Annotated in this window: 20 protein-coding genes, 5 tRNA genes and 3 pseudogenes; 12 read left to right on the plus strand and 16 right to left on the minus strand. The window is 70.1% G+C overall.

Annotated elements, in window-relative coordinates; translation table 11 throughout:
* Window positions 1-176: 176 nt before the first annotated feature.
* Together ABZ532_RS26110 and ABZ532_RS26115 are read right to left on the minus strand one after the other, a co-directional pair.
* Complete coding sequence (locus ABZ532_RS26110; RefSeq protein ID WP_361288503.1) at window positions 177-1,214, minus strand: NAD(P)H-dependent glycerol-3-phosphate dehydrogenase; 1,038 nt, start codon at window positions 1,212-1,214, stop codon at window positions 177-179.
* A complete protein-coding gene (locus tag ABZ532_RS26115; RefSeq protein ID WP_361288506.1) occupies window positions 1,211-1,963 on the minus strand; it encodes a lysophospholipid acyltransferase family protein in 753 nt (250 codons plus the stop codon). Before ABZ532_RS26115 ends, ABZ532_RS26110 begins: the two co-directional genes overlap by 4 nt.
* 204 nt (window positions 1,964-2,167) lie before the next feature.
* Here ABZ532_RS26115 and cofC point away from each other — a divergent pair.
* Window positions 2,168-2,782 (plus strand): annotated as a pseudogene (gene cofC / locus ABZ532_RS26120) (2-phospho-L-lactate guanylyltransferase); the annotation flags it as partial.
* Between the two features lie 424 nt (window positions 2,783-3,206).
* Here the strand turns inward: cofC and ABZ532_RS26125 are convergent.
* From ABZ532_RS26125 to leuC, 4 genes are all read right to left on the minus strand, one after another.
* Window positions 3,207-3,821 (minus strand): HU family DNA-binding protein, encoded by a 615-nt coding sequence (locus tag ABZ532_RS26125; protein WP_361288509.1) that lies wholly within the window; start codon window positions 3,819-3,821, stop codon window positions 3,207-3,209.
* A gap of 171 nt (window positions 3,822-3,992) precedes the next feature.
* On the minus strand, window positions 3,993-4,220 hold the full coding sequence (locus ABZ532_RS26130) for a hypothetical protein (RefSeq protein ID WP_361288512.1): 228 nt from the start codon (window positions 4,218-4,220) through the stop codon (window positions 3,993-3,995).
* A gap of 104 nt (window positions 4,221-4,324) precedes the next feature.
* Window positions 4,325-4,918, minus strand: a complete 594-nt coding sequence (gene leuD, locus ABZ532_RS26135; RefSeq protein ID WP_361288515.1) for a 3-isopropylmalate dehydratase small subunit — start codon at window positions 4,916-4,918, stop codon at window positions 4,325-4,327.
* A 5-nt stretch (window positions 4,919-4,923) separates the two neighbouring features.
* Window positions 4,924-6,357, minus strand: coding sequence for a 3-isopropylmalate dehydratase large subunit (gene leuC / locus ABZ532_RS26140; RefSeq protein ID WP_361288518.1), 1,434 nt, complete (start codon window positions 6,355-6,357; stop codon window positions 4,924-4,926).
* A 178-nt stretch (window positions 6,358-6,535) separates the two neighbouring features.
* On the opposite strand from leuC, the gene ndgR reads away from it, so the two are divergent.
* Window positions 6,536-7,252, plus strand: coding sequence for an IclR family transcriptional regulator NdgR (gene ndgR, locus ABZ532_RS26145; RefSeq protein ID WP_361288521.1), 717 nt, complete (start codon window positions 6,536-6,538; stop codon window positions 7,250-7,252).
* Window positions 7,253-7,442: 190 nt separating this feature from the next.
* Here ndgR and ABZ532_RS26150 read toward each other — a convergent pair whose 3' ends face one another.
* Window positions 7,443-7,928, minus strand: coding sequence for a DUF4188 domain-containing protein (locus ABZ532_RS26150; protein ID WP_361288524.1), 486 nt, complete (start codon window positions 7,926-7,928; stop codon window positions 7,443-7,445).
* An 85-nt stretch (window positions 7,929-8,013) separates the two neighbouring features.
* On the opposite strand from ABZ532_RS26150, the gene ABZ532_RS26155 reads away from it, so the two are divergent.
* Window positions 8,014-8,652: a MerR family transcriptional regulator gene (locus ABZ532_RS26155; protein WP_361288527.1), complete on the plus strand. Its 639-nt coding sequence runs from the start codon at window positions 8,014-8,016 to the stop codon at window positions 8,650-8,652.
* A gap of 55 nt (window positions 8,653-8,707) precedes the next feature.
* Here ABZ532_RS26155 and ABZ532_RS26160 read toward each other — a convergent pair.
* The 6 genes from ABZ532_RS26160 to ABZ532_RS26185 form a co-directional block, all read right to left on the minus strand.
* A tRNA-Glu gene (locus tag ABZ532_RS26160) sits at window positions 8,708-8,780 on the minus strand.
* A gap of 21 nt (window positions 8,781-8,801) precedes the next feature.
* Window positions 8,802-8,873, minus strand: a tRNA-Gln gene (locus ABZ532_RS26165).
* 16 nt (window positions 8,874-8,889) lie between these two features.
* Window positions 8,890-8,962, minus strand: a tRNA-Glu gene (locus ABZ532_RS26170).
* A gap of 85 nt (window positions 8,963-9,047) precedes the next feature.
* A tRNA-Glu gene (locus ABZ532_RS26175) sits at window positions 9,048-9,120 on the minus strand.
* Window positions 9,121-9,141: 21 nt separating this feature from the next.
* Window positions 9,142-9,213, minus strand: a tRNA-Gln gene (locus ABZ532_RS26180).
* Window positions 9,214-9,303: 90 nt separating this feature from the next.
* A complete protein-coding gene (locus tag ABZ532_RS26185) occupies window positions 9,304-10,023 on the minus strand; it encodes an HAD family hydrolase (RefSeq protein ID WP_361288530.1) in 720 nt (239 codons plus the stop codon).
* Between the two features lie 251 nt (window positions 10,024-10,274).
* Between ABZ532_RS26185 and ABZ532_RS26190 the strand changes: the two genes are divergently transcribed.
* The 5 genes and pseudogenes from ABZ532_RS26190 to ABZ532_RS26210 all read left to right on the plus strand — a co-directional run bounded on the left by ABZ532_RS26190 (window position 10,275) and on the right by ABZ532_RS26210 (window position 13,850).
* Window positions 10,275-10,409 carry a lasso RiPP family leader peptide-containing protein gene (locus ABZ532_RS26190; RefSeq protein WP_361288533.1) on the plus strand — a complete coding sequence of 45 codons (135 nt, stop codon included), beginning with the start codon at window positions 10,275-10,277 and terminating at the stop codon, window positions 10,407-10,409.
* Between the two features lie 218 nt (window positions 10,410-10,627).
* Window positions 10,628-12,509: pseudogene (locus tag ABZ532_RS26195) on the plus strand (lasso peptide isopeptide bond-forming cyclase).
* 5 nt (window positions 12,510-12,514) lie between these two features.
* Window positions 12,515-12,769, plus strand: coding sequence for a lasso peptide biosynthesis PqqD family chaperone (locus ABZ532_RS26200; protein ID WP_361288536.1), 255 nt, complete (start codon window positions 12,515-12,517; stop codon window positions 12,767-12,769).
* Complete coding sequence (locus tag ABZ532_RS26205) at window positions 12,766-13,200, plus strand: lasso peptide biosynthesis B2 protein (protein WP_361288539.1); 435 nt, start codon at window positions 12,766-12,768, stop codon at window positions 13,198-13,200. The genes ABZ532_RS26200 and ABZ532_RS26205 overlap by 4 nt, the downstream gene beginning before the upstream one ends.
* Window positions 13,197-13,850, plus strand: coding sequence for a hypothetical protein (locus ABZ532_RS26210; protein WP_361288542.1), 654 nt, complete (start codon window positions 13,197-13,199; stop codon window positions 13,848-13,850). Before ABZ532_RS26205 ends, ABZ532_RS26210 begins: the two co-directional genes overlap by 4 nt.
* A gap of 37 nt (window positions 13,851-13,887) precedes the next feature.
* On the opposite strand, the gene gltX is transcribed toward ABZ532_RS26210, so the two are convergent.
* The 3 genes from gltX to ABZ532_RS26225 form a co-directional block, all read right to left on the minus strand.
* Window positions 13,888-15,363 (minus strand): glutamate--tRNA ligase, encoded by a 1,476-nt coding sequence (gene gltX / locus ABZ532_RS26215; protein WP_361288545.1) that lies wholly within the window; start codon window positions 15,361-15,363, stop codon window positions 13,888-13,890.
* Window positions 15,356-16,150: a fumarylacetoacetate hydrolase family protein gene (locus ABZ532_RS26220; protein WP_361288548.1), complete on the minus strand. Its 795-nt coding sequence runs from the start codon at window positions 16,148-16,150 to the stop codon at window positions 15,356-15,358. The genes gltX and ABZ532_RS26220 overlap by 8 nt, the downstream gene beginning before the upstream one ends.
* Window positions 16,151-16,284: 134 nt before the next feature.
* Window positions 16,285-16,458: a hypothetical protein gene (locus tag ABZ532_RS26225; RefSeq protein ID WP_361288551.1), complete on the minus strand. Its 174-nt coding sequence runs from the start codon at window positions 16,456-16,458 to the stop codon at window positions 16,285-16,287.
* 586 nt (window positions 16,459-17,044) lie between these two features.
* Between ABZ532_RS26225 and ABZ532_RS26230 the strand changes: the two genes are divergently transcribed.
* The 4 genes and pseudogenes from ABZ532_RS26230 to ABZ532_RS26245 form a co-directional block, all read left to right on the plus strand.
* Entirely contained in the window at window positions 17,045-20,641 is a 3,597-nt protein-coding gene (locus tag ABZ532_RS26230; protein ID WP_361288554.1) for a nitrate- and nitrite sensing domain-containing protein, read from the plus strand.
* 10 nt (window positions 20,642-20,651) lie between these two features.
* Window positions 20,652-21,065: a roadblock/LC7 domain-containing protein gene (locus tag ABZ532_RS26235; protein ID WP_361288574.1), complete on the plus strand. Its 414-nt coding sequence runs from the start codon at window positions 20,652-20,654 to the stop codon at window positions 21,063-21,065.
* Between the two features lie 157 nt (window positions 21,066-21,222).
* Window positions 21,223-21,624: a DUF742 domain-containing protein gene (locus ABZ532_RS26240; RefSeq protein ID WP_361288557.1), complete on the plus strand. Its 402-nt coding sequence runs from the start codon at window positions 21,223-21,225 to the stop codon at window positions 21,622-21,624.
* Window positions 21,605-21,671: pseudogene (locus tag ABZ532_RS26245) on the plus strand (ATP-binding protein); the annotation flags it as partial. The gene ABZ532_RS26240 and the pseudogene ABZ532_RS26245, both read left to right, overlap by 20 nt.

Below are 21,671 nucleotides of genomic sequence, written 5' to 3' on the forward strand. Positions count from 1 at the left end.
CCTGCGCCTTCGCCAGGACGGCAGGCCCGCGCCGGGGCACCCCCCTTTGGGGGGCTCGGTACCCCTGAGGTGCGGGGCGAGCCCGGCGCACCCGGCCCGTCTCACCCGCCCACCCCCCTCCAAGAAGCTCCACGGGCGCCGGGACACCGGGAAATGCGCGCCGCCGGCCCGGAAACTCAGTGCCGTTCGGGCTTCGCGCTGCGGGACATCAGTTCCTTGAGCGCGACGACCGGGGGCTTGCCCTCGTGGACGATCGACACGACCGTCTCCGTGATCGGCATGTCGATGCCGTGCCGCCTGGCCAGATCAAGCACGGACTCGCAGGACTTGACCCCTTCGGCCGTCTGCCTGGTGGCGGCGATGGTCTCCTGGAGGGTCATCCCCCGCCCGAGATTGGTGCCGAAGGTGTGGTTCCTGGACAACGGGGATGAGCAGGTGGCGACGAGGTCGCCGAGTCCCGCGAGGCCCGAGAAGGTCATCGGGTCGGCACCCATGGCGAGGCCCAGACGCGTGGTCTCGGCGAGGCCACGCGTGATGAGGGTGGCCTTGGAGTTGTCTCCGAGACCCATGCCGTCCGCGATGCCGACAGCGAGGCCGATGACGTTCTTGACAGCGCCGCCGAGCTCGCAGCCGACGACGTCGGTGTTGGTGTAGGCGCGGAAGTACGGGGTCATGCAGGCGGACTGGATCCGCTGGGCGACGGACTCGTCGGCGCAGGCCACCACCGCGGCGGCGGGCTGGCGGTCGGCGATCTCCTTGGCGAGGTTGGGTCCGGTGAGGACCGCCACCCTCCGCCTGACGTCGTCGGCCGCGGCGCCGCCCGGCGCCCCGGCGACGACTTCCGTGATGACCTCGCTCATCCGCTTGGCGGTGCCGAGTTCGACGCCCTTCATGAGGGAGACGAGGACCGTGTCAGGAGCCAGCTTCGGCGCCCATTCCGCGAGGTTGGCGCGCAGGGTCTGGGAAGGCACGACGAGCACGGTGAAGTCGGCTCCGTCGGCGGCGTCGGCGGCGTCGGTGGTGGCACGCACCGTCCCGGGGAGTACGACTCCCGGGAGATAGTCGGGGTTGGTCCGGGTGGTGTTGATGGCGTCGACCGGCTCCGCGCGCCGTGCCCACAGGGTGACCTCGCATCCGGCGTCGGCGAGGATCACCGAGAAGGCTGTGCCCCAGGATCCGGCGCCGAAGACGGCAGCCTTGACGGGACGGGTCACTTCATCCCCTCCTCGGCGGCCTTGCGGCGCTGTTCCGCACGCGCCATTCCGTGGTCGTGGGTCTGACCGGGCGCCTTCTCGCCGCGCACCTCCTCGAGGATGGCGGTGATGGCGCCCATGATCACCTCGGTCGCCTCGCGCAGCACCTCGGGCGTGGGCTCCATCCCGTAGAACCGGGAGAGGTCGACGGGCGGTCCCGCCTGAACGATCAGGGTCTTGCGCGGGAACAGCTGGAGCTTGTTCTCCTTGGCGTACGGCGGCATCGCCATGTTGGCACCCCACTGGGCGACCGGGATGACCGGCGCCTTGGTGAGCAGGGCGACCCGGGCTGCGCCGGTCTTGCCCGCCATGGGCCACATCTCTGGGTCGCGGGTCAGCGTCCCCTCCGGGTAGAAGGCCACGCACTCGCCGCGCTGGATGGCGTCGACGGCGGCCCGGAAGGCGTCCATCGCGTTGGTCGTCTCGCGGTAGACGGGGATCTGGCCGGTGCCGCGCAGGATCGTGCCGACGAACGCGCCCTTGAAAAGGGCGGCTTTCGCAAGGAAGCGGGGCACACGTCCGGTGTTGTACTGGTAGTGCGCGTAGGACAGCGGGTCCAGGTACGAGTTGTGGTTCACGGCGGTGATGAATCCGCCGTCGGCCGGGATGTGCTCCGTTCCCCGCCAGTCCCGCTTGAACAGAACCACCAGCGGCGGTTTCGCGATGACCGCCGCCAGGCGGTACCAGAAGCCGATTCTGCGGCGGGACACTCGGACACCTTCCTCTATGACCTGGCGGCTGTCTGCTGCTGCCTGGCTGCTGGGGGTCAAGTGTCGCCCCGGGCCCCCGGTCTGTCGAGAACACCGTACGCCCCGCCCGGCTGCCGGACGGTCCGGGTCGCCGTGCGAGAAGGTCACGATGCCGCCACGCGGGCGGGTCATGGCGGCGCCGCCCGGGCGGGTCACAATGAGGCCGTGCACTGGTCACTCGTCGTTCCGCTGAAGCCCCTCGCCCTGGCCAAGAGCAGGCTGGCGGAGGCCACCGGTGCGACCTTCCGGCCTCGACTCGCGCTGGCCTTCGCCCAGGACACGGTGGCCGCGGCCCTGTCGTGTCCCGCGGTGGCCGATGTGGTGGTCGTCACTGACGATCCGCTGGCAGGGGCCGAGCTGGCCGCCCTGGGTGCCCGGGTCGTGCCCGACACCCCGGCCGCGGGGCTCAATGCCGCGCTGGCACACGGGGCGGAGACGGTGCGCGCCGGGCGCCCGGGCGCGCCGGTGGCTGCGCTCAACGCGGATCTGCCAGCGCTGCGAGCAGCGGAATTGGCTCTGGTGCTGGGGATCGCCGCGCAATTCCCACGGGCTTTCCTCCCGGACTCGGCGGGAATTGGCACCACTTTTCTCGCGGCCGGACCAGGCTCGGAATTGCGTCCCGCATTCGGTGGGCCCTCACGAAACCGGCATTTGCGGTCCGGGGCCACGGAAATTGCGGTGGCCGGCACCGACTCGGTGCGCCGGGACGTCGACACCGCCGATGACCTGCGGGCCGCGCTCGCCCTGGGGGTGGGCTCCCGCACGGCGGCGCGCTGCGCCGGACTGCCCCTGCTGCGGGAGCACCTGGCTCAGATGATCGTTCAGGGGCGCTCAAGCGGCTCCGGATACGCCGGATACGCTCTCGGTATGCAGGCGACCGCGTACACGTATGACTCAGAGACCCGGAGCGGCAGTGTGCTGCTGGACGACGGGACTCCGGTGGACTTCGACACCGCGGCGTTCGACGCCGGCGGGCTGCGGCTGCTGCGACCCGGGCAGCGGGTGCGTATCGAGACCGACGGGCAGGGCGATTCCCTGCGGATCACGCTGGTGACGCTTCAGACCCTCTGAGCGGCCGGCGCCCATCGGTTCGGACTCTCGGCCCGCCAAGGCGGCCGGCACACACCGGCCAGGGCATGCCGCGGGCCGGGCTCCCCTGGGGAGCCCGGCCCGTCGCGTGAGTGGCCCTGAGGTGCCGCGCCGCTTACTTCTTGCGGGCAGTGGTCTTCTTGGCGGTGGTCTTGCGCGCCGTGGCCTTCTTGGCCGGTGCCTTCTTGGCGGGGGCGGTCTTCTTCGCCGCGGCCTTCTTCGCCGTCGTCTTCTTCGCCGCGGTCTTCTTCACGGCTGCGGTCTTGGCGGCAGTGGTCTTCTTCGCCGTGGTCTTCTTCGCCGCAGCGGTGGTCTTCTTGACCGCGGTGGCCTTCTTCACAGCGGCCTTCTTGGCGGTCGCCTTCTTCGCGGCGGCCTTCTTGGCGGCGGTGCCGACCTGGAGGCTGCCCTTGGGGGCCTTCTTGACGGCGACTTCGCCACCACGGGGGAGCTTCTTCGACCCGCTGACCAGGTCCTTGAAGCCCTGGCCCGCGCGGAATCGCGGCACCGAGGTCTTCTTGACCCGTACGCGCTCACCCGTCTGAGGGTTACGGGCGTAGCGGGCGGGGCGGTCGACCTTCTCGAACGAACCGAAGCCGGTGACCGAAACCCGGTCGCCGCTGACAACCGCGCGGACGATCGCGTCGAGGACCGCGTCGACCGCTTCGGCGGCCTGCTGACGGCCGCCCATCTTGTCAGCAATCGCTTCTACGAGCTGCGCCTTGTTCACTTCTTCCCCTTCGGAGACATAGCCGGAACGAAACTGTTCAAGCTTTTTCGCACGTTAGGCAGATATATACCGCAAATCAAACACGAAACGGGCTAATCACCCTAGTGCCGCAACGAAGTCGACCGTCGCGGCCACCCGGCGGAGCCGTATATCGGCGCCGTCGTCGGGCGGTCAGTCACCTTGGGGGAAACGGCCTTCATCGAGGTCGCTCATCAGCCGGTCCAGGCGCCTGGCGGCGTCGGCGAGATCGTGCTTGGCCGCGGCCGTGACAGCCAGCAGCTTCCGGGACAGCGCCATCCTTACGCCCTCCGGGACTTGCAGTTCGCGCACACGGGTGTGCGCTTCTTTCAGCCGGTCGGCGACTGCCTGATAGAGCTCGAGTTGGCTGTCGCGTTCCATGCACCGATTGTGCCATCTGAGGCGAGTTGTCGCCCCGGTGGGTCTCAACAAGCGACCGCGCCCCCCGCCGGACGGCGGGGGGCGCGGTTTCGGAAAAGCGCTGCTCAGACCTCAATCGTGCGGGGCTTGAAGGCCGGCCGCGAAGCCTCGTAAGCCGCGATGTCGGCTTCGTTCTGAAGGGTGAGGCTGATGTCGTCGAGGCCGTTCAGCAGCCTCCAGCGGGCGTTCTCATCGAGCTCGAAATCGGCCGTGAGACCCCCGGCGCGCACCTGGCGCTGCTCCAAGTCAACAGTGATTTCGGCCAACGGGTCGGACTCGGTCAGCTCCCAGAGCCTGTCCACCGTCTCCTGGGGCAGAACCACGGTCAGCAGGCCGTTCTTGAGCGAGTTGCCCCGGAAGATGTCGGCGAAGCGGGATGAGACGACCGCCTTGAACCCATAGTTCTGGAGCGCCCAGACGGCGTGCTCGCGCGAGGAGCCGGTGCCGAAGTCGGGCCCTGCGACTAGGACCGTCGCGCCCTGCCGCTCCGGCCGGTTGAGTACGAAGTCGTCGCTCTTGCGCCAGGCCTCGAAGAGCCCGTCCTCGAAGCCGTCGCGGGTGACCTTCTTCAGCCAGTGGGCCGGGATGATCTGGTCGGTGTCGACATTGCTGCGGCGCAGCGGGACGCCGCGACCGGTGTGCGTGGTGAATGCTTCCATGGCGGTCAGACTCCGGCGGGCGTACGGGCGGCGGACAGATCGGTCAGATCGGCGGGCGAGGCCAGATGGCCCACCACCGCCGTGGCGGCTGCGACCTGCGGTGAGACCAGATGGGTACGGCCGCCCTTGCCCTGCCGTCCCTCGAAGTTGCGGTTGGAGGTGGACGCGGAGCGCTCACCGGGGGCCAGCTGGTCGGGGTTCATGCCCAGGCACATCGAGCAGCCCGCGTGCCGCCATTCGGCACCGGCCTCCTTGAAGACCTTGTCGAGCCCTTCTTCGACGGCTTGGAGCGCGACCCGCACCGAGCCGGGGACGACCAGCATCCGTACGCCGTCGGCGACTTTGCGGCCCTCCAGGATCGAGGCCGCGGAGCGCAGGTCCTCGATACGGCCGTTGGTGCAGGAGCCTACGAAGACGGTGTCGACCTTGATGTCCCGCAGCGCCTGTCCGGCGGTCAACCCCATGTACTCCAGGGCCCTTTCCGCAGCGTGACGCTCCGAAGCGTCCTCGTACGAAGCCGGGTCGGGGACGTTCGCGGAGAGCGGGGCACCCTGGCCCGGGTTGGTCCCCCAGGTGACGAACGGGGAGAGCTCGGCGGCGTCGATGAAGACCTCGGCGTCGAAGACCGCGTCGTCGTCCGTGCGCAGCGTCTTCCAGTACTCGACCGCCGCGTCCCAGTCCTCGCCCTTGGGTGCGTGGTCGCGACCCTGCAGGTAGTCGAACGTGGTCCGGTCGGGGGCGATCATGCCCGCCCGGGCACCGGCCTCGATCGACATGTTGCAGATGGTCATTCGGGCCTCCATCGAGAGCTTCTCGATGGCGGAGCCGCGGTACTCCAGGATGTAGCCCTGACCGCCGCCGGTACCGATCTTCGCGATGATCGCCAGGATCAGGTCCTTGGCGGTGACGCCGTCGGGCAGCTCGCCCTCGACGGTGATCGCCATGGTCCTGGGGCGGGCGAGCGGCAGCGTCTGGGTGGCCAGCACGTGCTCGACCTGGGAGGTGCCGATACCGAACGCCAGCGCGCCGAAGGCGCCGTGTGTGGAGGTGTGGGAGTCACCGCAGACCACGGTGGTGCCGGGCTGCGTGAGGCCCAGTTGCGGTCCCACCACATGGACGACCCCCTGCTCGACGTCGCCCAGCGGGTGCAGCCGGACCCCGAACTCCGCGCAGTTCTTGCGCAGGGTCTCCAGCTGCGCCCGGGAGACCGGGTCGGCGATGGGCTTGTCGATGTCGAGCGTCGGGGTGTTGTGGTCCTCGGTCGCGATGGTGAGGTCCAGTCGCCGCACCCGGCGGCCGTTCTGGCGGAGGCCGTCGAACGCCTGGGGGCTGGTCACCTCGTGCAGGAGGTGCAGATCGATGAAGAGGAGGTCAGGCTCGCCCTCGGCGCGCCGGACGACGTGGTCGTCCCAGACCTTCTCCGCGAGTGTCCTACCCATCGCTTTCCCTCCGGCCCGGCAACGCTGCCCAGGCCCAACTAGAGATCAATTGCGCAGCACCGCGCCTACCGGTTGCAGGCCGAGGGGCGCGGGCCCTCGTGCAGCTGTACAACCAGGTTCGCAACTTCTCGGAGAATTTGAACTTGCGTTTCACAGAGTGAGACATGAATATCGTTGCATGGACAACTCTAGTGGCGTCGGTGTTCTCGACAAGGCAGCTCTGGTACTGAGCGCGCTGGAGTCCGGCCCGGCCACCCTCGCCGGGCTGGTCGCGGCGACCGGGCTTGCGCGACCCACGGCACATCGCCTTGCCGTGGCCCTTGAGCACCACCGGATGGTGGCGCGCGACATGCAGGGCAGATTCATCCTGGGCCCCCGGCTGTCGGAGCTCGCCGCAGCGGCGGGCGAGGACCGGCTGCTGGCCACGGCCGGGCCCGTGCTGACTCATCTGCGCGATGTGACCGGCGAGAGCGCGCAGCTCTATCGCCGGCAGGGCGACATGCGGATCTGTGTGGCAGCCGCCGAGCGGCTGTCCGGATTGCGGGACACGGTGCCCGTGGGTTCGACGCTCACGATGAAGGCCGGGTCATCGGCCCAGATCCTGATGGCCTGGGAGGAGCCGGAGCGGCTTCACCGGGGCCTCCAGGGCGCCCGCTACACGGCGACGGCCCTGTCCGGGGTGCGCCGCAGGGGCTGGGCCCAGTCGATCGGCGAACGCGAGCCGGGTGTCGCCTCGGTCTCCGCCCCGGTGCGCGGTCCGTCGAACCGGGTGGTGGCCGCCGTATCGGTGTCCGGGCCGATCGAGCGCCTGACCCGCCATCCGGGACGTATGCACGCCCAGGCCGTGATCGACGCCGCCGCCCGTCTGTCGGACGCGCTGCGCCGCGCGAGCTGAGCCGATCCGCCGGAATCCCGGTGCGTCACCCGCAGGCCGCGGGAGTCCCCACGCGGCAGCAGAGGGAGAAGCCGCGAGGGAGGGCTCGTCGTGGCTGGTCACGCCGCCCCCGTGCCCTTTTGGGACACAGCCGGACGGGACCCCTGCCGCCGCTCCGACGCCACGGCGGCAGGGGTCGAGCCTCGAAGACTCAAGCAGCCTTGAGACGGTCCGCGGCCCGGTCCCCGCGGCGGCCGACCGGGATGGTTCCCGTCGCCGCGCCGAGGCCGAAATCGGGCATGTTGACATACACGGACTCGTAGGCGCCGGCAGGGACCACATACGTCTCGTGCCAGAAGCCGACCTTGCCCCTGCCATCCCGCATCCGGCGGTTGAAGGCCGCCCAGGCGGGCCGGTGCGCCCCGTCGCGGTCGGAGGCGTAGGCGAGCAGCTTCTCCTTCGACTCCCAGTACTGCACCAGGTAGAGCAGCCGAGGGCCGCCGAGCAGATACTGGAAGCCGAGCAGTCCGCGCTCCTTCTCCTCGGAGAGCTCGGCGACCATCCGCGGCATGGCGGCGGCCACCGGCAGCCAACTGCGCAGCGCGCGGAAGTTGTTGATGCGCATCCCGATGAGGAAGACCGTCACACCGTCCTGCGACTGCGCCGTCATACGCCCCTGAACCGGCGACTTACCCATGGCTGGCCTCCCTGGCAAGCACGATTGGATAGTGGAGCTATCTATAGTTAGATAGTGCCACTCTCCAAGAAAGGGCGCAAGCAGAATGAGGATGGCGGAGCTCAGCGAGCGCAGCGGTGTACCCGCCGCGACGATCAAGTACTACCTGCGCGAGCAGCTGCTGCCGCCCGGGCGGCGGGTCAGTGCCACCCAGGCCGACTACGACGACGGGCACCTGCGCCGGCTCCGGCTGGTGCGCGCGCTGATCCAGGTGGGCCGGATACCGGTGGCCGCAGCCAGGGACGTGATCGCGGCCATCGGGGACGACTCCCTCGACCACCACATGCGACTCGGGGCGGCGGTCTGGTCCCTGCCGCACGGCCCGGAGCCGGACCAGGACGACACAGCGGCGGACACGGCACACCGCACCGCCGGGGATCTTCTGGAGCGGCTCGGCTGGGACTTCGGCCGCCAGACGGGCGCCGAGTCACCGGCGTACCGGATGCTGGTCGCCGCGATCGCCACCATGGTCCGGCTCGGCTACCCCTGCGATGTGGAGCAGCTGCTCCCCTACGCCCGCAGCGCGGGCGAACTGGCCGTCGCCGACCTGGACTTGGTGGAGCGCTACGAGGACGAGGAGGCCCAGGTGGAGGCGGCGGTGGCCTGCACCGTGCTGTACGAGCCGGTGCTGCTGAGCCTGCGCAGGCTGGCGGAGGCAGAGGAGTCGTACCGCCGCTTCGGCTGATGAACCCGAGAACGCGTGAAGGCCCTTCCCGTGCGGGAAGGGCCTTCACGTCCAGTACCCCCGACCGGATTCGAACCGGCGCTACCGCCTTGAGAGGGCGGCGTGCTAGGCCGCTACACAACGGGGGCTTTGCAGATGAGCTCTGCGAGCTGGCCTACCTGGACTCGAACCAAGACTAACTGAACCAGAATCAGTCGTGCTGCCAATTACACCATAGGCCATAGTGGTGTAGACCAGTACCCCCGACCGGATTCGAACCGGCGCTACCGCCTTGAGAGGGCGGCGTGCTAGGCCGCTACACAACGGGGGCCCTAGCGATCCCATCCGACAGAAGACGGATGATGTCACCACTGGATCATCGGGAGCGACCCGAACGATTCAGCAGGATGGATCCGTACCCCCGACCGGATTCGAACCGGCGCTACTGCCTTGAGAGGGCAGCGTGCTAGGCCGCTACACAACGGGGGCTTTGCAGATGAGCTCTGCGAGCTGGCCTACCTGGACTCGAACCAAGACTAACTGAACCAGAATCAGTCGTGCTGCCAATTACACCATAGGCCACCAAAATTCAACCCCCCTGCGGGGGTCTCATTCGGTTGTACGCTTCCGGTCCTTGGCTCACGGCCCGCTTCCCTCGGCGCAGGAAGAACATTACCCGAAGGTGGACGGCGCTCCAAAACGGGTATCCACGCCCAGCAGCCCGGGCAGCTCACCCAGTGCCGCGATGCGGAGAAGCTCCGGTCTGCCGCCGCGGCCCGACCGGTCCAGCCAGATGCCGGTCAGTCCGGCTTCGGCCGCACCGCGGGCGTCGACGTCCGGGTGGTCGCCGACATACGCGACATCCCGCGGCGGTAGTCCGAGCGCGTCGCAGGCGGCGAGGAAGGCGGCCGCCTCGGGTTTGGAGACGCCCAGTTCCGCGGCACAGATGACCGCTTCGAAGAGCTCCCGCACACCGAGAGCGCGCAGCTTGCGGTCCTGGTTGTGGATGCTCGAGTTCGACAGAACGGCATGCCGGTGCGTGCCGCTCAGCCGGTCGAACGCGGGCAGGAAGTCCGGGAAGAGCGACCAGGCCGCCTCGTAGTGCGCGACATGCCGACCGAACCACGCGTCCGCCTCGGCGTCGCTCAGCACCCTGCCGAGAAAGTCGCGGACGCGATCGCGCCGCTGCCCCTGGAAGTCCACCGCCCCGGCCGCGAATCGGGCCCAGTGCCGATCGGTGAGCTCCCGCCAGCGCCGAAGAGCATCTTCCGCCGAGAGATAGCCGTGCGGCAGCCCCTCGTCGTCGAGCGTGCGCCGCAACCCTTCGGTGTCGGCGCCGGTGTAGTCGAAGATCGTGTCGTCGATATCCCACACCACGGCTTTTATGGCCATGGCCCCGACCCTAACGCGGCAGCCGCCGGCGCGGGGGACTACCGCACCGGACCAGACCGGCCGCTCAGGATTCCGGCGGGATTTTCGTTCCTCCGCTTCACTCGTGGCACCACACATCGGCCAGGCACTCCCGTGAGCCCCGGAGATTCCACCTCCCAGCGGGTGTGACGGGGGACACATTCACGTGATCGTCCGAGTGCTAACTTCGCTTCCGCAATTTCGTGTTGCAGCCTCAAAGAGCGGAGATCGCCTTGACGGAGCACGCTGAGCAGACGACCACGGACTACGTACCGCCGATGCTGGTCGAGGTCGGCGAGTTCACCGAGGACACGCTGGGCAACTGGGACGGAACATCGCCCGACTGGTTCTTCAACTACTTCTGGTAAATCGTCGGCCGAAATTCCGACGCACCGAGTGATGGGGCACCGGGCACGCTCACCTGCGCGAGGCCCGGTCCCCACCTCCTGGTTCCGGGGCATCCTGCCATCCCCCTCCCCCGCACGCGGAAGTTTTTTCGGCCATTTCTCCGACTGGTCGTTAGACAAATTCACACACCTCTATTCATTCATGGGGGACCGACCTGATGGCTACGAGTACGGGATTCGTGGTACTTCCGGACACCGACGCCGGTGCCGCGGTCCGGTCGCTCGTACCAATCGCAAAGGCACAGGTGATCACCCATGCGTCCGGTCGGCCGTGGCTGGTCGGCGCATGGCGCCGCGACGAGGTGACGACCGCCTCGGCGGGCCGGGCACGGCTGGCCGTGATCGGACGGTGCCCGGTCACCGCGGACCAGCTGGACCGGCTCGCCACCCGTATCTCCCGGCTCTCCGATGTCGATCAGGCCGTTGCCAAACTGCTCGGTTGCTGTCACCTGGTGGCGTCGGTGGACGGTCAGGTCCGGTTCCAGGGCAGCGCCTCCGGGCTGCGCCGGGTCTTCCACACCCGGGTGCACGGGGTGCGCGTCGCATCGGACCGCTCCGACGTACTGGCGGCGATGACCGGCGGCGGGGTCGACGAGGAGACCCTGGCCCTGCGCGTGGCCTGCGGCTTACAGCTGCCGTATCCGGCGAACGCGCGCAGCGTGGTCGGGGGTGGGCACCCTTGCCCCGGAGAACGCGCTGCTGTGGGACGCCGACCGCGAGCGGGAGGAGACCTGGTGGCGCCCACCCGCGCCGGACCGGTCAGCACGGGACGGGGCGATGGCGGTACGGGACGCGCTGACCGCCGTACTGAACCGCAGTCCTCTACCGGAACACCGGCTGAAACGGCTGGACCTGCCCAACCAGCTGGTTCTGCCGAACCGGCTCAGCGCGGACCTCTCCGGTGGCCTTGACTCGACGTCCCTGTGCTTCCTGGCCGCCCGCGGCACCCCGGAGCTGCTGACCTTCCGCTGGGGAGAAGCCGAGGCCGGCAACGACGACACGGCCTACGCCGGGCTGGCGGCGGAACTTCTGGACCGCGCCGAGCACGTCGTCGTACCGCAGCATGAACTTCCGGAGCTCTTCGCCGACCCCGAGGCGGCGGGGGTGGCGGAGGAACCCCTCTCCCTGACCCGGGCCACCGCCCGGATCCGTTGGGGCGCCCGGCTGCTCGCCGAGCGCGGATCCCGGCGGCATCTGGCCGGACACGGCGGAGACGAGCTGTTCTCTCCGATGCCGTCGTATCTGCACCAGTTTCTCCGCCGCCATCCGCTCACCGCGCTGGGGCACATCAGGGCGCAGTCGGCGCTGAAGCGCTGGCCGCCGCTGCGGACCCTCGCCGGGCTCGCACGCCCCGGAACCCCCGCTTCGTGGTGGCGCACCCAGGCCGACCAGCTGACCCTGCCGCGGACGCCGCTGCGGCGTCCGCCGCTCGGCTGGGGCCTCGGCCCCATACGCGCGGCGCCCTGGGTGACCTCGCAAGGGGCCGAACTGGCCCGCGAGGCACTGCGGCGCACGGCCGAGCAGGCGCACCCGCTCGCCGATGACCTCGCCAGCCACACGATGCTGCTCATGGTCCGCTCGAACACCGCCGGCTACCGGCTGCTGGCCCGGCTGTACGCAGAGGCCGGCGTGGAGCTGGACATGCCCTACCTGGACGACTCCGTGCTCGACGCCGTGTTGCGCGTACCGGCCCACGAGCACGCCGGACCATGGCGGTACAAGCCCCTGCTGGCCGACGCGATGCGGGGCATCGTGCCCGCCGGGATGAGAGCCCGGTCGACGAAGGGCGACTTCGGCGAGGACCTGCGGAGGGGCCTGCGCCGGCACCTGCCCGCCGTGCTGGCGATGTTCGACCACTCGGAGCTGGCGGCCCGCGGTCTGATCGACCACGGCGAGCTGCGCAGACGGCTGTCTCGCCCCCAGCAGGACAACACCGCCGTCCAGGCCCTGGAGAACCTGATCGGCTGCGAGACCTGGCTGCGCGCCGCCGTCCGCCGCAGCACCACCAGCACCCCGGCCACCACGTCCCCTGACGGCAACACCGCACCATCGGAGGTCTGACCCGTATGCGGCTCCACCCCCATGTGTCCATGGCGGACACCGCCGACGGCACGGTCCTGCTGCACCAGCGCACCGGCCGGTACTGGCAGCTCAACACCACCGGCAGCCGGGTGCTGCACCACCTGCTGGACGGGGAGACCCCGGAGGGCATCGCCGCGGGTCTCGTCACCGAGCACGGAATCGACCCGCGGCGGGCCGAGCAGGACGTCCGCGCCGTGATCGGACAGCTTCACACCGCCGAACTTGTGGTGGCCTCATGAGCCAGTCCATGGCGCTCGCGGAGCGGGCCCGGCTTCCCCTGCGGCGGCGGCTGCTGCCGCTGCTGGCCGTGGGCGCCGCCCGGCCGCTCGCCCGCCTCAGGCCGGCGCGGCTGCGCTCCGTGCTCGAACTCGCCCGCCGCGGAGCGTCCGAGGCGGGTGCCGCTCAGACGCGGGCCGCTCGCGACCAGATCGTGTCGGTGAGCCTGCGCTGTGCGGGGCAGAACTGCCTCCAGCGCTCCATCGCCACCGCGCTGCTGTGCCGGGCCCGCGGCGTCTGGCCGACCTGGTGCACCGGTGTACGCACCCACCCCTTCGCCGCCCACGCCTGGGTCGAGGCCGGCGGCCGGCCCGTGGGCGAGCCGCACCCCGAGGGCTACTTCAAGCCGCTGCTGACCGTCCCGCCCCTCGACACGGGAGCGGGCAGCCGATGAGCACGGTCCGGACCGAGGCAGCGCAGGGCCCGGGGGCACTCCGCCTCGTGGACAGCCGTACCACCGGCCCCGCGTCGGTGGACTTCACGGAGTACGTGGCGGCGATGTCCGTCCACTGCCCCTATCTCGCACCCTCCGTGCGGCACGGACTGACGGGCTGGACGGTGTACGAGGCGGTCGGCGAGCCTTCGGCCGTCGAGGCGGAGGTGTTTCGTCTCGGCGTGGAGTTCGCGGAGCGGGTACGGGGGCTGGCGAAGCGCCCCCGGGGATCGCTGGTGTGCGAGAACATCGCGGTGTTCGGCGCCGGCCGGGAGGTGCTGGCGTGGCCGCACTGGGCGCTGAAGAACCTCTACGCCCCGGTCGGGGTGATGTTCGGCAAGTTCCCGACCGGCGAGCAGGGCACCGACCACCTCGGCCGCCAGGTCCCGGAGCCGCCGGTCTCGTTCCTGGTCGTACGGGCCGCCGTACCCGTACGCGATCCGCGCTTCCTGAGCCGCACGCCGGACCTCGCCGCCACCGTCGCGGCCTCGGCGGACGACGGCCGGGATGTCTTCGCGGCACAGCGGCTCCCCCGCACCTGGACGAAGGTGAAGCGCTGGGCGCAGCGCCGCCTCCCTGACCGGCAGCGCGCAGAGGGGCGGCAGCCGTGACGGCTGCCGCCCCTCTGTCCGAAAGCGCCTGGCGGTTCTACGCGGTGAGCTTCGCCAGCGCCGCGTCGATCCGGGCGAGGGTGCGCTCCCTGCCCAGGATCTCCAGGGACTCGAAGAGCGGCAGGCCCACCGTGCGGCCGGTGGCCGCCACCCGAACCGGGGCCTGGGCCTTGCCGAGCTTGAGGCCGTGCTGCTCGCCGGCCGCCAGCACCGCGTTCTTCAGCGACTCGGGGCTGGACCAGTCGGCGGACCCGAGCTTCTCGCGTGCCGTGCGAAGCAGCGCGTCCGAGCCTTCCTTCATCGCCTTCTGCCAGGAGGCCTCGTCCTCGACGGGCTCCTCGCGGAACAGGAAGTCGACGTTGGCGGTGATGTCGGACAGGACCGTGAGCCGGGTCTGCGCGTGGGGGGCGATGGCCTCCCACGCGGCCTGGTCGAATTCCTCCGGTGCCCAGTTGGCGTGCGGGGCCTTCAGCCAAGGCTCGCAGGCCTCGGTGAAGGTCTTCACATCGAGCCTGCGGATGTGGTCCGCGTTGATCGCCTCGGCCTTCTTGAGGTCGAAGCGGGCGGGGTTGGCGTTGACGTCCGCGATGTCGAACTTCTCGATCATCTCGGGGATCGAGAACACGTCCTGGTCGGCGGAGAACGACCAGCCGAGCAAGGAGAGGTAGTTGAGCAGGCCCTCGGGCAGGAAGCCGCGCTCGCGGTACAGGTTGAGCGAGGCCTGCGGGTCGCGCTTGGAGAGCTTCTTGTTGCCCTCGCCCATGACGTAGGGCAGGTGTCCGAAGGCCGGGATCGCCTTGGCGACACCGAGTTCGATCAGGGCCTTGTACAGGGCGACCTGGCGCGGGGTGGAGGACAGCAGGTCCTCGCCGCGCAGCACGTGCGTGATCTCCATCAGCGCGTCGTCGACCGGGTTGACCAGGGTGTAGAGCGGGGCGCCGCTGGCCCGGACGATCCCGTAGTCGGGCACGTTCTCCGGGGTGAAGGTCAGCTCGCCGCGGACCAGGTCAGTGAAGGTGATCGGCTCGTCGGGCATCCGGAAGCGGACGATGGCCTCGCGGCCCTCGCGCTCGTACACGGCCTTCTGCTCGTCGGTCAGCTCGCGGCAGTGGCCGTCGTAGCCGGAGGGCTTGCCCGCCGCGCGGGCGGCCTCGCGGCGCTGGTCCAGCTCCGTGACCGTGCAGTAGCAGCGGTAGGCGTAGCCGCCGCTGAGGAGCTTCTCCGCGATGTCCTTGTAGATGTCCATACGCTGCGACTGGCGGTACGGAGCGTGGGGGCCGCCCTTCTCCGGGCCCTCGTCCCAGTCGAGGCCGAGCCAGCGCATCGAGTCCAGCAGCTGCTCGTAGGACTCCTCGGAGTCGCGCGCCGCGTCGGTGTCCTCGATGCGGAAGACCATGGTGCCCTGGTGGTGCCGGGCGAACGCCCAGTTGAACAGGGCGGTGCGGACCAGGCCCACATGGGGGTTGCCGGTCGGCGAGGGACAGAAACGTACGCGGACAGCTGCGTTAGCCACGCTTGATCACCTTGTTGGTGAGAGTGCCGATGCCTTCGATGGTGACGGCGACCTCGTCGCCGACGGTGAGGGGGCCGACCCCGGCGGGGGTGCCGGTGAGGATGACGTCTCCGGGGAGCAGCGTCATGGCCTCGGTGATGTGGACGACCAGGTCCTCGATGGAGCGGATCATGTCGCTCGTGCGACCCAGCTGGCGTTGTTCGCCGTTGACCGTGCACTGGATGGTGAGGTCGCCGGCGGCGGCCAGGCCGATGCCGGTCTCCACCCAGGGGCCCAGCGGGCACGAGGTGTCGAAGCCCTTGGCGCGAGCCCACTGCTTCTCGCGCTGCTGGACGTCGCGCGCGGTGACGTCGTTGGCGCAGGTGTAGCCGAAGATCACGTCCTTGACGCGCTCGCGCGGGACGTCGCGGCACATCCGGCCGATGACGACGGCCAGCTCGGCCTCGTGGTGCAGTTCCCGGGAGAACGAGGGGTACTCGATGGCGTCGCCGGAGCCGATCACCGAGGTGGTGGGCTTGAAGAACGCGACGGGTACGTCCGGGACCTCGTGGCCGAGCTCCGCCGCGTGCTCCGCGTAGTTGCGGCCGATGGCCACGATCTTGTTCGGGAGCACGGGCGGGAGCAGCCGGACCTTGCTCAGCGGGACCTTCGTCCCGGAGAGCTCGAAGTCGGTGTAGGGAATGCCTTTGATGATGTCCAGGACGAGTCCGGCCGGGTCACCGGTCCCGTCGCCCTCGACCGCGCCGAAGGCGACATTGCCGTCGATGGAGAATCTGGCGATGCGCACAGGTGCCTTGCGCCCCTTACGTTTCCGCTGGCTGGAGTCTGACGCCCCAGGCTAACGCGGCGCAGGCACCCGGCCTGCCGTATTACCGCTCGCCATCGCCACGGACCGCGACCGGGCCGGACCCGGACGGGGCCCTACAGGGCCGTGGGGGCGTCGATCAGAGTGGTGCGGCGGGGGTTGGCCGTCCGGGTGGGGAGGTCGACCGAATGCTCCGGCTGGTTCGCGGGGCTCAGCTCGCCGGCGTCCTGGAGGTGCACCAGGGTGGTGCGCCGGGGGTTGGCTATGGTGCGGAACATCATGGTCTTCATCGCGAGTGTCGGCCCTTGTCGGTTTGGGTGTCCGTGTAAAGCGAAAGGCTAGACAGCCGGTTCCCAGCGAAAGCGCGGAATCGCCTGTGGGTTACGTGTGAGTTTGCTCACGACCTCCCGGGCAATTCCGTCATTCCGGACAGCGAAATCAAGCCGTAACCACCCCTCGGAAACGGACATTGCATACCTGAATCAGCCATTCCGCTCCTGATCATCTCGACTGGGACACCCCCCACCCGTAAGCGACTCGTAAGTAAAAGTCCCATTCCTCCACGATCGCTTTCCACGGCTTGTGACACAGTGGCTACATCACGTCACCCGGGTCACAGCCCGATACACGGCCCTTGTTGGAGATCCGGCACTGTGCTGGAATTCCACGCACCGCCGCGTGTTCAGTCCGGCGCACGAGGGCGCGACACAGCGCTCGAGTGGCGGCGGAGAAGGGGGAAAGCGCCGGTCACACCACCGACCCATCATCGGGGCGCATCGAGCGCCCCACCACGCCGACACCGCCCCGCCGTCATGCGGAGGGGCGCCTGGTCCAGAGGTTGCGACGCTAGTGCAGGGACGTTTCAAGAGGGATGGCATGGGGCGTCCCCAGGCCCACCAGGGCCACGGGGAAGCTGCATCTGAACAGGAGCCTCGCGGCGGGAACGATCGCGGGTCCTCGCCCCGGCACACCCAGGGCCAGGCCCAGCCCCCGGCGGGCGACGGCGGCGATCGCGGTGCGCGCTCCCGCACGGCACAGGGCGGCGCCCGGCACGGCACGGCACAGGGCGGCCCCGAGCCGGCCACGCCGAAGCCCAAGAAGGGCCCGGGTGACACCGGCTCGCGAATAGCCCTGCGCAACTGGCGCATCAGCACGCGACTGGTCTCCCTGCTCACCCTCCCCGTCGTCGCCGCGACCACGCTCGGCGGACTCCGTATCAACGAGTCCATGAACGAGATCGAGCAGCTGGAGCACATGCAGCTGCTGACCGAGCTGACCCGTGACGCCACCGCGCTCGCCGAGGCCCTCCAGAACGAGCGCGACCACGCGGCGGGCCCCCTCAGGCACGGCACGCCTGTCACCGACTACGACGTCAAGCACCCCCGGGACGTCACGGACCAGAAGAAGACGGCGTATCTCGACGCCGTGAACAGCATGGGTGACCCCACGGGCGACGACGCCCTGGAGAGCATCCGGGCCAACGTCGCCCAGATCGCCGGGCAGGTGCACAACATCGGCAGGCTGCGCGAGGCGGCCTTCAAGGACGGCGAGTCGGTCTCGGGGACGGTCTCGGGCTACAGCCGTCTGATCAACTCGCTCCTCAGCCTGTCCCAGGACATGGCCCAGGCGACCAGCAACCCGGACATGATCAAGCGGACCCGGGCGCTGGCCGCGTTCTCCTCCGCGAAGGAGTACGCGTCGATCCAGCGTGCCGTGATCGCCGCGGCGCTTCCGAAGAACGCGTCCGGAACTCCGAAGATGAGCGACGACGACCGCAATCTCGCGGTCGACGCCAGGACCAACGAGGACGCCGAGACCAAGTCGTTCGTCGCGCTCTACTCCTCGTACGGCGGGAACGCCGAAGAGCTGCTCGGCCCGCTGGAGAGCGGCAACTCCGAGATCGAGAAGGCCAACAAGTACGCGGCCCAGGTGCTGCGCAGTGCCACCGCTCTGCGCGGCCAGCCCCGCGGCTACCTGGACTGGACCGACCAGGCGGACACCAAGCTCCAGGCGATGAACACCATCGAGGAGACCCTTCTCGGCCAGATGGAGACCAGGGCCCGCGAGCTCAAGCAGGAGTCCCAGCAGGTCGCCGTCATCAACGGTGCGCTGATCCTACTCGTCCTCGGCGTGTCGCTCGTCGGCGCCTTCGTCGTGGCCCGCTCCATGATCCGCTCGCTACGCCGGCTCCAGGACACCGCCACCAAGGTCGCCCAGGACCGTCTGCCCCAGCTCGTCAAGCAGCTCTCCGAGTCGGACCCGCAGGACGTCGACACCAAGGTCGAGTCCGTCGGTGTGCACTCCCGGGACGAGATCGGCAAGGTGGCCGCGGCCTTCGACGACGTGCACCGCGAGGCGGTCCGCCTCGCCGCCGAGCAGGCCCTGCTGCGAGGCAACGTCAACGCGATGTTCACCAACCTCTCGCGCCGCTCGCAGGGTCTCATCCAGCGTCAGCTGTCCCTGATCTCCGAGCTGGAGTCCCGCGAGGCCGACCCGGACCAGCTGTCCTCGCTCTTCAAGCTGGACCACCTCGCGACCCGTATGCGCCGTAACGGCGAGAACCTCCTCGTCCTCGCCGGTGAGGAGCCGGGCCGCCGCTGGACCAGGCCCGTCCCGCTCGTCGACGTGCTCCGTGCCGCCGCCTCCGAGGTGGAGCAGTACGAGCGCATCGAGCTGGCGGCGGTGCCCGCCACCGAGGTCGCCGGCCGTGTCGTCAACGACCTCGTGCACCTGCTCGCCGAGCTGCTGGAGAACGCCACGTCGTTCTCCTCCCCGCAGACCAAGGTCCGGGTCACCGGTCACGCGCTGCCCGACGGCCGTGTCCTGGTCGAGATCCACGACACCGGTATCGGCCTCTCCCCCGAGGACCTCGCCGCGATCAACGAGCGGCTCGCTTCGCCTCCGACCGTGGACGTCTCGGTGTCCCGCCGAATGGGTCTGTTCGTGGTCGGCCGTCTGTCCCTGCGGCACGGCATCCGGATCCAGCTGCGTCCGTCCGACTCCGGTGGTACGACCGCGCTGGTCATGCTGCCCGTCGATGTCGCCCACGGCGGCAAGAAGGCCCCGGCCAAGCCGGGTGTCGGCGGGCAGGGCGGTGGCGCCCCGCAGGGTCAGGGCGGCGGCAACCGCGGCCTGGCCGGCAACCGTCCCGGAGGCGGCAGCGCCCCCGGTGGGCGGCTTGGTGCCATCACTCCGCGCGGACAGGTGGGTACCGGATCCGCCTCGCGTGCCGCGCTGCCCGGACGGGGCGGCGCACCCCTCCCGAACGGCCCCCAGCAGGGTGGGCCCCAGGGTGGTCCGCCGCAGGGTGCCCCCAAGCAGGACCCCTCCCGTCAGGGCGGCGCGCCGGTCAGCTCGTTCGCCGCTGACGGCGGCCGCGGCCGTCCGCCCGCTCAGGGCCGTGGCGACACCGGCCAGGGCTCCGGTTCCGGCGATCGTGGCCGCGGCGGCTTCCCGCAGGGTGCCCAGGCAGGTGACGACCGCGGTCGTCACCTGCCGCAGAGCGGTGCCCCGCGCGCCGAGCTGCCGGGTGCCGGCCAGCCGCCCCGTCCCCAGCCCGCCGGCTGGGGCAACGAGCAGCCGTCCGGTCCGCAGCGTCCCCCGCTGGACGCCCCGCGCGGCCACGAGGAGCACGAGACCACCGGGCAGTACGCACGACCCGACTACGGTCAGCAGCGGCCCTCCCAGGACCCGGCCGCCACGGAGCAGTTCGCCCGGCCCGACTACGGCCAGCGTCCCCCGGTCCAGGGCCAGCAGGGTCCGACCGCCCCGCGCCAGCGGGGCCGGGACACCGGCGGCTCCACGGCGCCGCGCCAGCCGGCCGCGAGCCTGCCGGCCCAGCCGCAGCCCGAAGCTCTGCCTCCGGCCAGCAACCCCGGGGACGGCCGCACACCGCTGTACGACACGCTGGAGACCAACTGGTTCCACGGCGGCGGCGCGCAGGCTGCCCGGAACGGCCAGGACACCGGTGGCCAGGGCGGCACCGGACAGAGCAACGCCGGCCCGATCAGCACCGGCCGCCATCCGGTCGTACCCCAGCAGTCGACCGGGCGTCCGGCACAGCCGGTGCCTCCGCGCCGTCCCGCGGCCGAGCCTGCCGGGCAGTCCGGCCAGACGGGCCAGAGCGGTCTCGACGGGCCGTCCGGCCAGACCGGTCAGCATCAGGTGAGCGGTGCCGAGTGGCGCACCTCGCCCAATGACGACCTGGTCCGCCAGGCCGATCGGGCGCGCAAGCCCGCGGCCGGCGGGATCACCACGTCGGGTCTGCCCCTGCGGGTGCCGCGCGCCAACCTGGTCCCGGGCACCGCTCAGGAGACACCCCAGCAGACCGGGCCGCAGGTGTCGCGCGCCCCCGACGATGTGCGCGGCCGGCTGACCAATCTCCGCCGTGGTATCCAGCAGGGCCGACAGGCGGGCAGCTCCGGGACCACCGGAAGCTTCGACCTCGGCCCCACCCACCAGCAGGAGCGTTAGTGTGAGCCCGATGAGCCAGGCGGCCCAGAATCTGAACTGGTTGATCACCAACTTCGTGGACAACACCCCCGGGGTGTCCCACACCGTGGTGGTCTCCGCCGACGGACTCCTGCTGGCGATGTCCGAGGGATTCCCCCGCGACCGTGCCGACCAGCTGGCGGCCGTCGCCTCCGGAATCACCTCGCTGACCGCGGGTGCCTCCCGCATCTTCGAAGGCGGCCCGGTCAATCAGACGGTGGTGGAGATGGAGCGCGGCTTCCTCTTCATCATGTCGATCTCGGACGGCTCTTCGCTGGCCGTGCTTTCCCACCCGGAGGCCGACATCGGCCTCGTGGGCTATGAGATGGCCCTCCTGGTCGACCGCGCGGGCACGGTCCTCACCCCGGACCTGCGCGCCGAACTCCAGGGGAGCCTGCTGCACTAGAAGCCCGCCGAGGCCGCGAGGAGTGTGCGCCCCCAGGTACGCTCCCGGCCGACCGTCCTATCGCACACACCGTCAGGCCGCCCCAAACCCGGCCCCCCACCGGCCCAGTCAGACGGCACAGCCGACCACTTGCTGTCATGTCACGCCCGGAGGATTCATGACCCCGCCCCCCGCCTCTCACGATCCGTACGGTGTGGAAACCGATTACGGATTTGAGGGCGACCAGCCGCTGGTGCGTCCTTACGCGATGACCGGCGGCCGGACCCGTCCGCGTTACCAGCTCGCCATCGAGGCGCTGGTCAGCACCACGGCCGATCCCGCGCGGCTCTCGTCGCTGCTGCCCGAGCACCAGCGGATCTGTCATCTGTGCCGGGAGGTCAAGTCGGTGGCCGAGGTGTCGGCGCTGCTGTCGATGCCCCTGGGCGTGGCGCGGATCCTCGTGGCGGACCTGGCGGAGGCCGGCATGGTGGCGATCCACCAGCCGGGCAACGGAGAGGCCGGCGGTACGCCGGACGTGACACTGCTCGAAAGGGTGCTCAGTGGACTTCGCAAGCTCTAGCGGCGGTGCAGCCCGCTCAACCACCAGCGCGAAGATCGTGGTGGCGG

Origin of the sequence: Streptomyces sp. NPDC019396 (assembly GCF_040632375.1) — a bacterium.
Lineage (GTDB): Bacteria > Actinomycetota > Actinomycetes > Streptomycetales > Streptomycetaceae > Streptomyces.